14 protein-coding genes are annotated in these 15,398 nt (G+C 47.6%); 9 read left to right on the forward strand and 5 right to left on the reverse strand.

Going from position 1 to position 15,398, the window contains the following annotated elements:
• From KK083_RS01210 to panD, 7 genes are read left to right on the forward strand one after another with little or no spacing between them, the layout of a single operon-like run.
• The gene (locus KK083_RS01210) at window positions 1–1,032 is read left to right on the forward strand and encodes a hypothetical protein (RefSeq protein ID WP_254159662.1); all 1,032 of its coding nucleotides are present in this window, start codon (window positions 1–3) and stop codon (window positions 1,030–1,032) included.
• Between the two features lie 23 nt (window positions 1,033–1,055).
• The gene (locus KK083_RS01215; protein ID WP_254159664.1) at window positions 1,056–1,874 is read left to right on the forward strand and encodes a transketolase; all 819 of its coding nucleotides are present in this window, start codon (window positions 1,056–1,058) and stop codon (window positions 1,872–1,874) included.
• 11 nt (window positions 1,875–1,885) lie between these two features.
• Window positions 1,886–2,785: a transketolase family protein gene (locus KK083_RS01220; RefSeq protein ID WP_254159667.1), complete on the forward strand. Its 900-nt coding sequence runs from the start codon at window positions 1,886–1,888 to the stop codon at window positions 2,783–2,785.
• Window positions 2,786–2,792: 7 nt separating this feature from the next.
• Window positions 2,793–3,611, forward strand: coding sequence for a galactosyltransferase-related protein (locus KK083_RS01225; protein ID WP_254159675.1), 819 nt, complete (start codon window positions 2,793–2,795; stop codon window positions 3,609–3,611).
• 21 nt (window positions 3,612–3,632) lie between these two features.
• Window positions 3,633–4,517, forward strand: coding sequence for a DUF6734 family protein (locus KK083_RS01230; RefSeq protein WP_254159677.1), 885 nt, complete (start codon window positions 3,633–3,635; stop codon window positions 4,515–4,517).
• A gap of 13 nt (window positions 4,518–4,530) precedes the next feature.
• Complete coding sequence (locus tag KK083_RS01235) at window positions 4,531–5,322, forward strand: TylF/MycF/NovP-related O-methyltransferase (protein ID WP_254159680.1); 792 nt, start codon at window positions 4,531–4,533, stop codon at window positions 5,320–5,322.
• A gap of 50 nt (window positions 5,323–5,372) precedes the next feature.
• Complete coding sequence (gene panD, locus KK083_RS01240) at window positions 5,373–5,729, forward strand: aspartate 1-decarboxylase (protein ID WP_254159690.1); 357 nt, start codon at window positions 5,373–5,375, stop codon at window positions 5,727–5,729.
• A gap of 36 nt (window positions 5,730–5,765) precedes the next feature.
• On the opposite strand, the gene KK083_RS01245 is transcribed toward panD, so the two are convergent.
• On the reverse strand, window positions 5,766–7,520 hold the full coding sequence (locus KK083_RS01245) for an ATP-binding cassette domain-containing protein (protein WP_254159692.1): 1,755 nt from the start codon (window positions 7,518–7,520) through the stop codon (window positions 5,766–5,768).
• An 820-nt stretch (window positions 7,521–8,340) separates the two neighbouring features.
• On the opposite strand from KK083_RS01245, the gene KK083_RS01250 reads away from it, so the two are divergent.
• Both KK083_RS01250 and KK083_RS01255 read left to right on the forward strand, forming a co-directional pair.
• A complete protein-coding gene (locus KK083_RS01250; protein WP_254159701.1) occupies window positions 8,341–10,911 on the forward strand; it encodes a glycosyltransferase family 2 protein in 2,571 nt (856 codons plus the stop codon).
• A gap of 92 nt (window positions 10,912–11,003) precedes the next feature.
• On the forward strand, window positions 11,004–11,411 hold the full coding sequence (locus KK083_RS01255) for a hypothetical protein (protein ID WP_254159703.1): 408 nt from the start codon (window positions 11,004–11,006) through the stop codon (window positions 11,409–11,411).
• A gap of 106 nt (window positions 11,412–11,517) precedes the next feature.
• On the opposite strand, the gene KK083_RS01260 is transcribed toward KK083_RS01255, so the two are convergent.
• The 4 genes from KK083_RS01260 to KK083_RS01275 are packed head-to-tail and all read right to left on the reverse strand — an operon-like array spanning window position 11,518 to window position 15,395.
• Window positions 11,518–12,588 (reverse strand): glycosyltransferase family 61 protein, encoded by a 1,071-nt coding sequence (locus KK083_RS01260; protein ID WP_254159705.1) that lies wholly within the window; start codon window positions 12,586–12,588, stop codon window positions 11,518–11,520.
• 12 nt (window positions 12,589–12,600) lie between these two features.
• Window positions 12,601–13,416, reverse strand: coding sequence for a sulfotransferase (locus tag KK083_RS01265; protein ID WP_254159716.1), 816 nt, complete (start codon window positions 13,414–13,416; stop codon window positions 12,601–12,603).
• A 33-nt stretch (window positions 13,417–13,449) separates the two neighbouring features.
• Window positions 13,450–14,205 (reverse strand): sulfotransferase family protein, encoded by a 756-nt coding sequence (locus tag KK083_RS01270; protein WP_254159718.1) that lies wholly within the window; start codon window positions 14,203–14,205, stop codon window positions 13,450–13,452.
• A gap of 50 nt (window positions 14,206–14,255) precedes the next feature.
• A complete protein-coding gene (locus KK083_RS01275) occupies window positions 14,256–15,395 on the reverse strand; it encodes a DegT/DnrJ/EryC1/StrS family aminotransferase (protein WP_254159731.1) in 1,140 nt (379 codons plus the stop codon).
• Window positions 15,396–15,398: the final 3 nt, after the last annotated feature.

A 15,398-nucleotide genomic window follows, 5' to 3' on the forward strand; every position in this document is an offset into this window, starting at 1 on the left:
ATGACAAAAGCATGCGACATATTGATCCTGGGAACAGGAAGCCTTGCGCAGGAACTGGTGGAAGCACTTTCCATGACAACCCATTGTCGTTTTGGAATATGCGTTGCGGGCAGGGATGGTGAGAAGGCTTCGATGCTGGCGCTCATTGGAAACAGCCGGGCCAGAATGGCGGGCTCAGAAACTGTCTTCAGTGCTTCGTCGGTGAAATGGAATGATGAGGGGCTTGCTGCATTGCTTCTACAGCAGACGCCGAAGATCATCGTTCACCTGTCATCGCTGCAGTCGCCCTGGCAGTTGTCGGTAAAATCGGAGTGGTCGTTGTTGGTGAAGAAATTTGGTTTTGGAATTACGGCACCGCTTCAAATGCACTTGCTACTGAAGCTGGCCCGGGTTGTTAAGAAGGAATTTCCAAAAACCGTTATTCTCAATGGCTGTTATCCCGACGTCTGCAATGCCCTGTTAGCAATGACTGGTTTCGAGGTATTGAGCGGCGTGGGCAACGTGGCGATACTGGAGGCCGTGTTGCGACAGTGTTACCAACTGAATGGCGATGATTCAATAGACATTATCGGGCACCATTATCACGTTGGCCAGCTCATCTCGCGGCGCGTAAGCGATCCGTTGGCATACCCACAGGTGTTGATCAACGGGAAAAAAGTTGACGGGCTTCCTGAAAAGTTGTCCCACGTTCGGCTTCCCTCCGATGCTTCGCTCAACAGCATTACAGCCCTGACCATGGTCCCGCTGCTGCATTGCCTGGCAACCAATAAAGAAGGCAATTTCAATTTGCCAGGCCCGCTTGGCTTGCCAGGTGGGTACCCGGTGCTGATCAGGGGGGGACGCGCAGAGCTGTTGTTACCGGATGGCTGGACGTTTCAGAAAGCGCTCCGTCGCAATATTGCGCTGAGCTCGCGGGAGGGGATAGCGTGGACCAACAATTCGATTTTCCTGGATGCCCGCGTAATACGGTACCTGAAAAAAAATCACTCCAGGCTCGAGGTTTTTAATACACTGGATTTTCTGGCAGCATGATCAACAAATAAATTTTTTAGCCTATGACGACAAATGCAGAAGAAGTAGCAGAGATCCGCGATATAATTGTCGACTCCCTCGTCCGGTGCGGTGGCGGTCATTTTGGAGGCGCGCTGAGCGTGACGGATATTCTCTGGGTTTTGTATAAACGGATCCTTCGTCTTGACCGGTCAGCCTTTGATCGACATGACCGTATTATACTATCAAAGGGCCACGCATGCATCGCGCAATATGCCATTCTTGCCAAGCTGGGATATTTTGACCTGGAGGAGCTGGAACGGTACGCGCAATTCAACTCGCTGCTTGAAGGACATCCTGACATGCTGAAAACGCCGGGCATTGACTTCTCTTCCGGATCACTAGGGCAGGGGTTGTCAATCGGCCTCGGCATGGCGATGGGGTTGGCAAAAGCCAGGCGTGATGTGTGGGTGATCATGGGCGACGGAGAATGCCAGGAGGGCCAGGTGTGGGAGGCGGTGCAGCTGGCAGAACGATACAAGCGGGGAAACTTAAAAGCCGTTGTTGACTACAATAAATACCAGGAGTACGGATGGTTTTTTGATCCCGAGTGCAACAAAGAGCCCGTTGAAAAGCTGGGGCGGAAATTCGAGTCCTTTGGCTGGAAGGTATGGGATGTAGACGGTCATGATCACCTGCAGCTGCAAGATACTTTTAAGATGGTTGCCGAATATCAGGAAGGCCCGTGTGTTGTACTGGCCCACACCATCAAAGGAAAAGGATACGCATTGATAGAACGTGACCCGATCCGGTTTCATTGCGGCGAGCTGTCGGAAGAAGAACAACGTGGGATCACAGCGCAGAAAATACCGGTTAAATTATAAACATGGTTACGATGGAAAAAATGGGAATGCATTGCGGCCGAATGCTTGCCGCGCACATGAAGAACGATGAGAAGATCTATGTACTGGATGGCGACCTCGCAGACTCCAACGGTGCCATTTGTGTTCATCAACAACATCCCGAACGGTTCATCATGGCCGGTATTGCCGAACAGTCAATGGTTTCTGTGGCCGCCGGTATGGCATCGGTGCAATTGAAGCCATGGGTCTTTTCATTCGCGGCTTTTTTGTGCTACCGGGCTTACGACCAGATCAGGATCGGCCTGTCGCAGGCAAAGATGAATGTAAAACTGGTGGGCTCTCATGCAGGCGGTTTTACAGGACGCAACGGCCAGACACATGCTGCCATCAATGACATTGCCGTGATGGCGTCATTGCCCAATATTCATATCTGGTCGCCGGCTTGTAAAGGGGACCTGGCCTACGCCATGGATCGAATGCTGAAAGATGAGCATCCCACATATTTGCGACTGCCGCGGGAGCCTTTGGGTGACTTGCCTTCTGAGCCTAAGGAGTGGTATTGGTTGAAACCGGCCCGGCGCGTTACACTGGTAGCCACGGGGTTATCTGTTCACATTGCACTGCAGGTGCACAAGCTTCTTTCAAAAATGAATATGGAAGTAGGCGTGATCAATGTCAACAAGATCGTGCCCCTGCCTGAAAGTTTGCTTCATTCCATCAACGCCTTGTGCACGGAGATAATCGTGATCGAAGACCATTACCAGGTAGGAGGGCTGGCCAGCATGTTATCGATCCACCGTTTATCCTGCAGAATTCATGCAAAAGGATGGGGTATGAATTTTACAGGGCAATCGGGCGATTATGAGGAGATCCTCCATCACTATGATCTCAACCCACACCGCATTTGTCAGGAAGTATTAACGCTCAATTAAGAATACTATGCTATCGATTATCGTCACTTGGAAAAACAGAAAGGAGTTGCGTCATGCCATGGACTCATTTGAAAAAACCGCTCGATTTTTTAACGGAGAGCTGATCCTGGTCAATTTCGACGGAGATGAGGAACTGCTGGATGAGCAGATCGAAAACCATCAGGACTTTTACCGGGTCGTTAAAGTTTCGGGGCAGACCCATTTTCATAAAACCCTGGCCGCCAACCTGGGGGCGTCATTTGCAAAGAACGATATGCTCTTCTTTTGTGACTGCGATATTATTCTGAACCCCGCTGAATTGCAGGTGTTGTATGACTCGATCCGGAATAACGACAATGCGTTCGGCACATTGTCTGGTGTTACTGAAACGCAGATAAATTCGCTGGGCGGCAAGCATGTTGTTAATTTTGGATATGAGTTACGGATCCGTACCGCGAATGGAAGAATTTTGAAGATCGTAGATCAGGAAGAAGATGCGAACAACGGTTACCGGAATGCACCAGGTCTGTTGATGGTCAGGAAAGAACATTTTTATGCCGTGAATGGCTACAACTCAGAGCTGATCGGTTGGGGATGGGAAGACCAGGATATGATCGGGCGTTTGACACTCGGCGCCGGCCTTACCCGCATTACCCTGGGGCATGCCCAGCACATTTCACACGACGACGTTTCGCGCACCGGTCAGTACCCGGAAAAGAACCGCTGGCTGAGCCGTGATAAGATGTTCAGGCAGGCCTTGAGCAATTATGATGAGGGCAGGTTCGAAGGCTCGTACACAGCCGATATTCAGCGAATGAAATATTCCCTTGTATACGCGGGAGATTAAAAAAGGCTAACAGTAACGTTGATGAAGATCGTACAAAGTTTTTGGTCTAAACCTGCCCTGAAGCCTGATCATGATTGGGATGGCGCGTTGAAGCGTGGTGAGACCGGTGGTTGGCTGGATAAAAAAGCTTACTACAGGAGTTGGGCATTCAGCTGCCTGCGATTGCGGCAATATTATGACAACGTCGAGCTGGTGACAGACGCGGCAGGGAAGGAGATCTTGATTGACCGGATGGGATTGCCCTACACATCGGTCAGGATGGACCTTGACTGCCTCGCAGAGGCGCCCAATGATCTGTGGGCCCTGGGAAAGGTGTATGCATATAGCTTGCAGGATAAACCTTTCATTCATGTAGACAGCGATGTTTATATCTGGGACCGGTTGACACAGCTGGACGGGGCGCCACTGATGGTGCAGAATTTCGAGAAGCACTCGTACTTTAACGACATCCTGCGCAACTACCGGGCTGTGTTCCCGTATTTCCCTCCGTGTGTGGAAGCGTGTGTCGACTCGAAGGAGATCGTATGGTCTGTCAACGCGGGCATATTTGGCGGAAATGACTGTGCTTTTATAAAAGAATACGCGCAGATGGCCATCCGTTTCGTTCGCGAAAACCAGCGATTCTTCGCCGGGGTTGCACTGGCCGAGTTCAATATGATATTTGAGCAGATCCTGTTTTTTTACATGGCGCAGCAAAACTCCCACGCCATTACACGGTTATTTGACGAAACAATTTCCCGTTACGATCCCTGGATCGTGAATTTTCAGGATGTGCCGCACGCAACGAAGTACATACATGCCATCGGGCCGTATAAGCGCGACCCGGTGATCAACGACCTGGTGGCGCACCATCTCCGCACGGATTTTCCTGAATATTATGATCGGATTGAAGAGAACCTTACGTGATAGTGTTTAATTTATGGAGCATACAACATTCATATTAAAATACCTGAGAAAAAGAGAGCTGACCCGGGCACAACGGTTTTTTCATCCGTTGATTAAAAAGTTCAATGACCTCGATCTGAACATTCGCATCTATTACAAGAATGACGAGCTGAACCGGAAATTGTCCATCAGAAAACCTCAGTATGAAAATCTTTTGATCGGTGATTGCACCAGTATCGAAAAGATGATGAATATTTATTTCCTGCTACAGCAGACGTTGCGTTTGAATATTGAAGGAGATGTTGTCGAGTTGGGATGCTACCGGGGTACCTCTGCTGCCGTTATCCGGGAAATGCTCAATCAATTTTCCTCCAATAAACGTTTCCATGTATACGATTCCTTTCAGGGACTACCTGATGAGAGCAGCTTCGACGGGCCGTCCAGGTTATTGAAAAAGGGACAGCTCAAAACCAGTAAGGACAATTTGATCGGGTTATTCAGATCCAGGGGGCTTGAGCTTCCGGAGATCCATGAGGGCTGGTTCAACGAAACACTTCCCACGCAGCTGCCGGAAAAAATAGCGTTCGCTCACCTGGATGGTGATTTTTACGACTCCATCATGGACAGCCTGGTAAACGTCTATCCGAGGTTGTCTCCCGGCGCGGTGGCGGTGATCGATGATTTTTGCGACCCTTCGGTGCTCGATATTCACAATATTTTACCCGGTGTAAAAAAAGCCTGCGATGATTTTTTTGCGGATAAACCGGAAAAGGTCCAGGTGCTCTTATGCGGCGGACAAAGCCAGGCCTATTTTATCAAGAAGTGAAAGCAACGTAAGATCAGCAGCAAACCATTCACCAGTCAACAGTATAAATTATGGCGTTCATAGAAATCCTCAAATCTAAAATTCACCGCGCCACGGTCACACAGGCTGAATTGAATTATGTCGGCAGCATTACCATCGATGCTGACTTGCTTGAAAAAAGCAATATCATTGAACATGAAAAGGTTCACGTGGTCAACATCAATAACGGTGAACGATTTGAGACGTACACCATCAGGGGCGAACGCGGCTCGGGAGTGATTTGCCTGAATGGTGCGGCTGCCCGGAAATGTATGGTTGGCGATCTTATTATCATCATCAGTTATATCCATATGGAGCCTGAACAGGCAAAGTCATTTGTGCCCAGGGTAGTTCACGTCAATGCAAATAATGCGGCAGTAGCATTATAGACAACGATAGGCACAGTTAGCGCTGCAGGAAACAGATCAAACGATTTCCTTATAGTGCTCGTTCTCCAGCAGGTCTGAATGCGAGCCATGCATGGCCACAGTGCCGTTTTTGATCATCAGCAGCTCGTCGCATTTTTTTATCAGCGATGTATCGTGAGAGACAACAATGAGTGATTTACCCAGCCCTGTCTGGTGAAGATTGTCCGCTATAAATTTAACTGAATCAACATCCATAGACGTTGTTGGCTCGTCCAGGATCGTCAGGTAGGCGTCGCGGTAAATGGTTTTGGCAAGTGACAATTTTTGTCTTTGGCCTTTGGAAGGAGCTTGCCCATCGAAGACAAGGCCCAGCTGGGTCTCATATTTCTTTTCCCATTTTTCGATGAATTCGCTGGCCCTGCTTAAATAAGCCGATGTTGTAACTTTTGCTTTGTCCATCGGTTTTCGGATGTTGCCAACAGCGATGGCCTGGTTGGTGGGGAAGTAATAGTCGATGGAATCCTGGAACAGCGTAGCAACGTTCGACCACCAATCGTCGGTGTCTATCTCGCTGAGGTCGCGTCCGTTGATATAGATCTTGCCTTTTGTCGGCTCATAGATCTTGCATAACAATTTTATGATGGTCGACTTCCCCGAACCATTGGCTCCGACCAACGCCGTTTTCCTGTTTTTCTCAAGCTTAAATGAAACGCCTTTTAGTATCCACCTGTCTGACGACTGGTATTTGAACCAGACATTTTCAAAAACAATTTCTGGCGCGCTTTCCAGGGCGAAGCTGTCGGATCCCTGTTTCTTCGAGGCCGGGGTGGGTATATTCAGAAATTGAAGGATATCTCTCACACTAAGATGTTCTTCGTAGCTCCGGTTCATGACCCTGAAAATGTCCCTGATGGAAGCCCCGGCCGCTGTAAACGTGCCGATCGCAAACACGAGGTCGCCCAGTTTCCAGCCCTGTCCGACAAACAGTTTCAACAACAGGTAAAGGCATATCGAGCTGCCCGCAAAGAAGACCAGTTCGGCGCCGATGGCCAGCGCAACCCTTTTCCGTTCGAAGCGCGAGTGTTTCCGGTGAAATTTTTTCAGGATGTCCTGCAGCCACTCGATCAGTTTAGGGCCTGTCTGATATAGTTTGGTCTCGATAATAACATCGGCCGTTGTAAAATACCTTTTCAGGTCCAAAAACCTCCGTTGCTCCGGGGAGTCTTCGGCCCGGATGCTCCAGATGCCGTTCCCATATTTATATTGAACGATGATCTGGGGGATACAACAGACGATCAGTATAATGAACGCAACGGGGCTGACACTGCACGCCAGCGCTGCGCCAACAGCAAAGGCAACGCCCGACTGGATCATGGTGAAGTGATGCCGGGTAAGATCGATCAGCGGATGAATTCCCCGGTGAAATGCCCGTTGCATTAAATTTTGAAAGTCAGAGCTTTCGTGAAGCACAATTTCAATCTCGATCTTTTTTTGCAGGATCATGGCCTCGATCTTTTCAGATATCCGGAACAGCCAGAGCTTGTTGACGAGCTCGAAGATCACTTTTATAACTTCGGGAGTGGTTACGAGCAGTGAAAACAAGATAATGATCGGTATGGTCCGGACGGAGAACAGCTCTTCTTGTGACAGGCCCTCCAATGAATTCAGCAGCACCTTGAGGCCGTAAGAATTGAGATAGGATGTAGAGGAAAGAACGATCGACAATACGATCATGGCGATGCTGAGTCCTCCTGCATAGCGGGTAGAATAACGCAAGGATGCAATGGTGCTTGTAAAGTATTCCTTAAGCATTGTCAGATAGTTTCAGGCAAATGATATAAAGGACAAATTCAATGTTTGAAAAACATTCAGGTGCCGGGCAAAGGTATCATATCAGAAAATGGTCATAACTGAAATCAATGTGAAATTGCCATTGCGGCGAACATTTGTACGAATATAAAAAAAATCCAGGTCGGAATGGATATCAGGAGAGTAATCTCATCGGAATAACGGTCTTCAGTATTGTTTTTTCGATGGGCTGTTCATCTGCGTATTTTTCAAAACTTTCAGATGCCAGCGGCGAATCAATTATTATAGATAGCAACGGACTGCACCAATCGCCACCCGGATCGAAAGATCAAATTGACCATCCGATGATCGGTAGACGGCAGAAAGCAGGGGTGGAATCCGTTGCCTCGGAGGTAACGCATATCCTATCCGATAACCTGATGAAATTTCTGCTGAATAGATGGTGTTAAATAGGCGGGAACCTGTTATCTTCGATTCAGTGGAATCCAGCAAAGGGACGCGGGACTCAATACAGCTAAATTGGAAACAAAATTCAAATGAGTTGATAAAACTTCATTTTGATTTGCAAAGTTGATCGGTAGCCCTGTTATCTTTAACGGAAACATCACGGTGAAACTGAACCTGTAAACGGTGAGGTGTGTCACACGCAGGATCTTCTTTGTAGTTTAAACATCGATATCCGCAGCCAGTTGTTGGTATTAAAAGGAGCGTTGGTCTTGGCGCAGCAGGAGCTGTTTGTTAGCCTTTGCAGCCGGTAGGCTGAAGGATATCTGATGATGGATCGTTCGAAAATGTTCACAACGACTCAATACCAATACGGAGTATGGAAACGCTCAGATTTAAGAAATTCAGAATTGATAAACCAGTTTCATGGAATACGCACCGGGGCGGCTGGCGTTATGTAGTGGATATTTTACAATCCGAATTTCATACGCCGGATGGAACCCTTCTCCTGACGGCTGTCGAGGATGCGATCAAGGGAGGAAGGCCGATCACCGAACCCTGGACGGGATTTATCCATCAGGTGCCCCGGAATAATCTGCCCAATTTTCCGGACCTTGAACGCCTGCTGAAAGACAAAACGTGGCTCGCGAGCCTGAAGCATTGCCAGGGGCTTTTTACGATCTCCAATTACTTAAAGGAGTACCTGGACCGGCAATCGTTTCCGTTCCCGGTCAATTGTGTTCCATACGCCGTTGATTTTCAATTCAAGGAATTCGACTATGATGCTTTTCTGAACAGCCCGCGGAACCTGTTATTTGTTGGCGAGTTTATGAGAAACTTTCAGGCATTTTCTGACCTGGATGCAAAGGGCTACCGGAAATTATTATTGGTCTCCGAGACGTTCATCAGGAACAATATCAGCTTATCGCCATCGGTGACCATTATGGACCGGGTCAGTGATGAAGAATACGATGCGATGCTGGCCAGGAACATTGTATTCCTGAATTTGCTGGATGCACCTGCTAACACCACCGTTGTGGAATGCCTGGCCAGGAATACACCTATATTGATCAACAAACTTCCAGGCGTCGTCGATTATCTAGGTGAAGACTACCCGTTTTACTACAGTTCGCTCGAGGAAGCCGCCATGAAGCTGAGCGACGATCAGTTGATCGGGCAAACCGTTGCGTACCTGCGGGATTCGCCCAACAAACAAAAACTGCGAAAGGAGTATTTTATCAACGCCATTCATACGGGCTCAGTTTATCGGAGCCTTCCAATTCCCCGGAATCAGAAGCCCAGCGGATTTGAGCCATTCGATGTAACGGTTGTGATCACCTCTTATAAGCGCCTTTATAATATAGACGGATTGCTGGATGCCCTCTGCCGGCAGGAGTTCGAAGGAAGTTTTGAGGTCATCCTCTGGAATAATAACATTGACAACGCGGCGGAGCTGGACAACCTCTATCAGAAATACCGTGAGCGGCTCACCATTCGTTTGATTCATTCCACGGAGAACTACTATTGTGCCATGCGACTTGCCATGGCCCACCTGATGCAGGGCGAACATCTCCTGATCTGCGATGATGACGTTGTACCAGGCCCCAACTATATAACAACTTTTTGGAATAAATTTCACCAGTACGGACAGGATGTGGTGCTCTGCGCCCGCGGGCATCTTTTCGAGCCGCATGAGCTGGATGAGCAGCACCCTGAAAAAGTCTGGGAGACGTTGAAAGGCATCCGCTTCTATGACGAATCAGTGGCCGATACCTACCTTCATTTCTTTCATGCCGACAACTGTTTCATTCCCAAGTCCGTGTTGTTGAAGCTCAACGCATTTGAGCTGGATAATCCTGACTTTATTTTGGTGGACGATTACTGGATGTCCTACATTATATCGCACGAGCTGAGGATCCCTATCCTTAAAATTCAATTAGACGCGGAAATGGCCTTTACGCCCTGTGCGGATGATAAGGGAATTGCCCTGTTTCACAATCCGAAGGTGCGGAAGGAGCGCGTCAACTTTTACGTGTACCACATGAAGAAGGGATGGCCCAATTCCATCATGCAAACTTCCCTTCAGCAGAACGGATCCGCTGGAAGGAAAAATAACCTGTCAGATAATTTGCTGCCGGCGGCCCACCAGCCGTGGGGTGGCAAAAGTATCCATTTCAAGAGTTATGACCTGTCGGTGGTTATTTGTTCGTATTCAAGAATACATCACCTGGCCGGCCTGATCGAGCGGTTTCAGAAACAGGATTTCTCTGGAACCTTTGAGCTCATCATTTGGAATAACAACGTTGACAACGTTAAAGAGATCGACCGTTTGTATGCGGCATACAAGGATTTGATGGAGATCAAGGTAATTCACTCTGTTAAAAATTATTTCTGCATGCCCCGCATCGCGCTCACCGGCCTGTTGCGTGGAAATTGCGTGGTTTGGTGCGATGACGATATTATCATCAAGCCCAACTATTTGAGTCACTTGTATGAGAAGCACCTGCAATTCGGTCCCAATGCCCTGGTTTGTATCAGCGGTCACACTTTCTTATCGCCGGATATCGATGAAAACCTTCCGCACCTGGTGTGGGAGGGTGACGGCGTGGCATTGCATACCGTTGATCAGGACGAAATGCTGGTCAGTATATTCCATGGCAATTCATGCATTCTCAGCAAGGAGCTCATGAGAAAAGCAGCCACCTTCAGAATGCCGACACTGGAGACCGGGCTGGTGGATGATTACTGGTTGTCGTATGTCCTTTCACAGGAGCTGGGCGCCAGGCTTGTCAAGATCAAAGGCGATGCGATCATGAGCTTCGCTGACGATGCCAATGGGCAAGTAGCGATGTGGCGGAACAGGCATGTGAGATACCAGAAGATCGTATTTCATCTCTATCATCGACGAAAGAACTGGATCCCCGTGCCCGACAGCACTTTGGTATCCTAAATGGTATTGATTTTCCTTACTAAATTAAGTAACTATGGAATCGCTGAGATCTTAATTAATATTTAAAAAATTCCACTAAAAACAGACCTACAATGGAAAAAACCTTCTATTCGAGTGACCACGTACTTTTTTTGCATTTTGAAATCTCAGGTGTTCTGAACGGATATATGCAACGAAACAACAGCCCCATCAGACAGGCCCTAAAGGGAGTTTACATCGAGCAGGAATCCGGATTCAGACTGTCCTTTTTTATTGAAAAGAATTTCGGAGAAAGACTGAATATCCTGATGGCATTTTGCGGTGAGATAGCAAGTTCGAATAATAAAGAAACGATGCGTGTAAGTTTCCTGACACTCAACGAGAACTTCTCGCAAATTGAAGACCCCGTCCAGGGAGAAATGGCATTTACAACCGAAAAGCAGGAAACGTGGACTCGCGCTTATCAAAAACGGATTGTTTTACCCGACATAAAACTCTCCTTTAATTTAAAGGACGCGTAACCTTTACGTTGGATTTCAGATTTACAGTTTCAGATTTTTGTGCGTTTTTTAGATTCAAAAATTGAGATCTTAGATCTGAAATTCCTCTATTCTATTTGACCCGTGTTTAATTTGGTTCAACCAGCCTGAGGTTATCTTCCAGCGTTTTTACCGGAATGAAGATATCACCCTTTTCCTTTTCTGTGGGTGTCAGCGCATCCAGGGAAGTAGTCAGGCAATGATGTTCCAGCTTCAGCTGATCACTTAAGAACCAATAGGCTTGATCCAGTAGCTCGGGATGAAAAAATTCGAACACCTTGGTTCCCGGACGGCAGAACACCAAATTGGCGAGTCCGGCTCCGTGAGGTCCGAGCACAATCTCGGCGGCGTTAAAGAGTTTTACTTGCGCATCAAGTGGTAAGTCCTCCAGAACAACTTTGTCAAAGCCTTTCGATTGCAGGTAAGACCATACCTCCCCGGCATTGGTAATGTAGCGCCTCGCCCAATCGGTAGTGACATCTTTACGGGAGATATAGAGTCTTTTATTTTGCGGAAGGCCATTGCTGTCTCCAGGTAAAAAAACGTCGCGTAGAAACTGGATGGCCCATGGCGGGTTGGTTGCGCACTTATAATTTACCAGCGAGGGTGCAACAACACGCGCGGCCTGTATATACAATCCCTGGTAGCCTAAGATCAGATCTTTTTCGGTGAAACCGAGCTTGCCTAAAGACTCCCATTGAAAATTGAATCTCAGATACGGTACATATAGCTTATCGAACGGGACTTTACTGTCCTTTAGCATTTTGATACGTGGAATGATCTCAAGCATCCAGTGATAATAATTAGCGGGTGCCTGTGCCGCGATCACAGCTACGGTGAGATCAACGTATGTCAGCTCGGGCATTGCCTCCATCTCAAAGACTGTGTGCTTTTCGATAGGTCTTGTCCATTCAAAACCGGTTTCCTTGATTATTTTATTGTCTGGTGTAATAACCACGCCATGACGTCCGAATACCTTGCCCATCGGTATTTCCAGTACGAAGTTCTCCGGGAACCTGGCATGCTTCCATTGATGGTCGGGATCCAGCGGAAAGAGCGGCAGGGGGATGGCTTCTTCTTCCCGGATCTTGTGATAGATACATGCCTTGTTCTCTGCCAGCAGTTGCGCGACTGTAATATGTGTTTTTGGAACAGACATCGGCGCAGGTAATTACAGGTGGAAATAGCGAGCCCACTGGGTATCACGGAAGTGCTGCTTCAGCGCATGATAGTTCGTCACGATTTCGTTCATGGGATAGGCGATCTGTTTTTTTAGCGCAGCTTTCACCGGATCGGGAGGCAGGTCCAGGAATTCGAAGATCTCGTGTAAAATTAAATCCCTGTCTTCTGCGAGGCGCTCATACTCAACCTCAAGGAGCGGATGCATCCTGAACAGATCGGCGTAGAACTTTTCGTAAAAGTCAATTTGTTCAAAAAAAAGCCGGCACTCTTCCGGATGCACCTCGAGCAACGTCTTCGGAGAGCCCTGGCCACGGTACGTCAGCCATTGATCGGTGATAAAAGCTGTCTTTAATGAGACCAGTGTTTCAAATTTGTTATCCCTTTTCAGGTGGATGACCCTGATATCTTTTTCATCGCGCAGGTACTGCCATGTTTTTTCAAACCTGTCGAAAAGCGCTCCGATGTCCGATTCCTGCGTGACGCTTGCCATGAGCCCCGTGATCTTTTTATTCAGCTCATCCGGTATTTCCCCCGGGTGATCCATGCCCATAAAATATTCCATCCTGAGATGATTGTAGAATTGTTTAAACCCTACTGCCTTCACCTCTTCAGATTGCCCGGGATCAAAGTATTCAGAAACATATGATAGGGGAGCCGTGAGCGCCTTTTCCAGCTGAGGCTCCTCCAGTGCATACAGGTTAAAGATCTCTCCATGCATGACCACATTTTTGTGAGCCTTTAACAGGAACGTCAGCAGGTTTGAGCCCGTTCGTGCAGTGCTTAATATGATAAAACGTGTACTCAAGTGTTCTTCATTTTAATGTATTCAGATTCGGGGTCATTCCGATGCAAAAAAAGCAGACCATTGTGTGTCCCGGAACTTCTCCTTCAGCTCGTAATAGTTCTGCACGGCCACCGAATGTTTAACGACCGGATGTTTACGTAACCTGGATTTGATCTCACACCTGGGTACTTCTAAAAAATCCATTATTGCTTCATCCGTTTTATCGGCGGTAACTTCGTCATAGTCAAGATTCAAGACCTGGTGATGTCTGAAATATCGGTCAAACCTGCTCCATTCTTCCTCAATCTCGTTGAAGTACGCCCTGCAGTTTTCATAATCGAGCGTGACCTTGGCATCCTCGCTTACGGTGTCTTCGTGATGGGGATGATTGATCCATTTCCTGGTGAGCATTGCTTTCTTCAGGGAAACAAGGGAATCAAGTATGTTGGGCCTTTTCAGGTGCAGGATCCTGATCGACCGGTCATCGATGATCTTATTCAAGACAGAAGGATAATCTTTCGCGTGCGGGTAATGGAATTTGAACCCGACAGCTTTGATGTTCTCCGGATAGTCCCTGAAAATTATTTTCTGGAGAAATTCATCCGGTTTTTCGTTTCTCATTTTTTTTGCTTCCTGTAACGAGACCGGTAAGCCTGAGATCAGATCGCCCGCAAAGAAGTCCAGGTCTTTTTCTTTGCCATCAAACATCTCCAGGTAGCACAAAATATTGCTATGGCTGTGGAGCTTCGTTGACAGATACACCGAACCGGTTCTGGCGGTGCAAATCACTACAAACTTATTATACGACATAGTATAAGACTAAGGATGAAAACCTGGTTGCCCAGACTAAACGACTTTTTTTAACGATTCAATCCCTGCTGCGTATCCTTAATGATATTGCAGATATCTTCTATCTCCGAGTCTTTGAGCGCTACAAAGGATGGAAGATATAACCCGTGCAAATGAATAAATGTTGAATTGGGGAACTCACCTTTAATGGCAAGACCTTTTAAGAAAGGCTGCTTGTGCGCCGGTGTAAAGAAGTTCCTGGTTTCTATTCCCTGGGCGCTGAGTATCGACTGAAGGTATGCCATGGAACACCCGAATTCCTCTGTGACCAGTATACCAAAAACCCAATAGACATTTTTTGCCCAGGGTTTGTTCGGTGGAAAGACCACCCCAGGCACCCCGTTGAGATAGCGCATGTACAAATTTGCGATCTGTATTTTTTTCTCGATGGCGTGATCGACGTATTCGAGCTGCCCCAGGCCAATCGCAGCCTGGATGTTTGTCATGCGATAGTTATAGCCTACAGCGGTATGCTCAAACCGAAACTGCTCCGTTCCAAAGGCCATGTTTTTCTTTGACTTCACCAGCTCAAAGATCTTGGGATCGTTGGTGGTGATCATGCCGCCTTCACCCGTCGTGATGATCTTGTTGGCATAGAAGCTGTAACAGGATATATTTCCCCAGTTGCCTATAAATTCACCGTCCACTTCTGCTCCGATGGCTTCCGAGCAATCTTCGATCAACAGCAGGCCGTGTTTGTCGCAGATCCTTTTAATGGCAGGCATATAAGCAGGATGGCCATAATTATGGACCACCATAATAGCTTTTGTTTTTTTGGATACCTTACTTTCGATCTGATCGACGTCCATGTTCCAGGTCTCGTCGATGTCGACAAATACCGGTATACACCTGTTCTGCAGGATCGCAAAAACCGGTGCCATCATTGTAAAATCCGGAATGATTATTTCATCACCGTCACCCAGCCCCAAAACGTCAATGGCAAGATGAAGCGCATTGGTGGCGTTGCTCACCGTTACGGCGTACCGGCTTTTACAAAAGCTCGCGAACTTGTTTTCAAAGTCGTTGATGAACCGCCCCTTCGAAGAGATCCATCCCTCGTGAAGTGCCTCATTAACATACCTGATCTCATTTTCCCAGAGGTACGGCTTGCAAACAGGTATGTTTATGGTCTGTGGCTGGTATGACTGCATGCG

Source organism: Chryseosolibacter histidinae (genome assembly GCF_018598225.1).
GTDB classification, from domain to species: Bacteria; Bacteroidota; Bacteroidia; order Cytophagales; family Cyclobacteriaceae; genus Chryseosolibacter; species Chryseosolibacter histidini.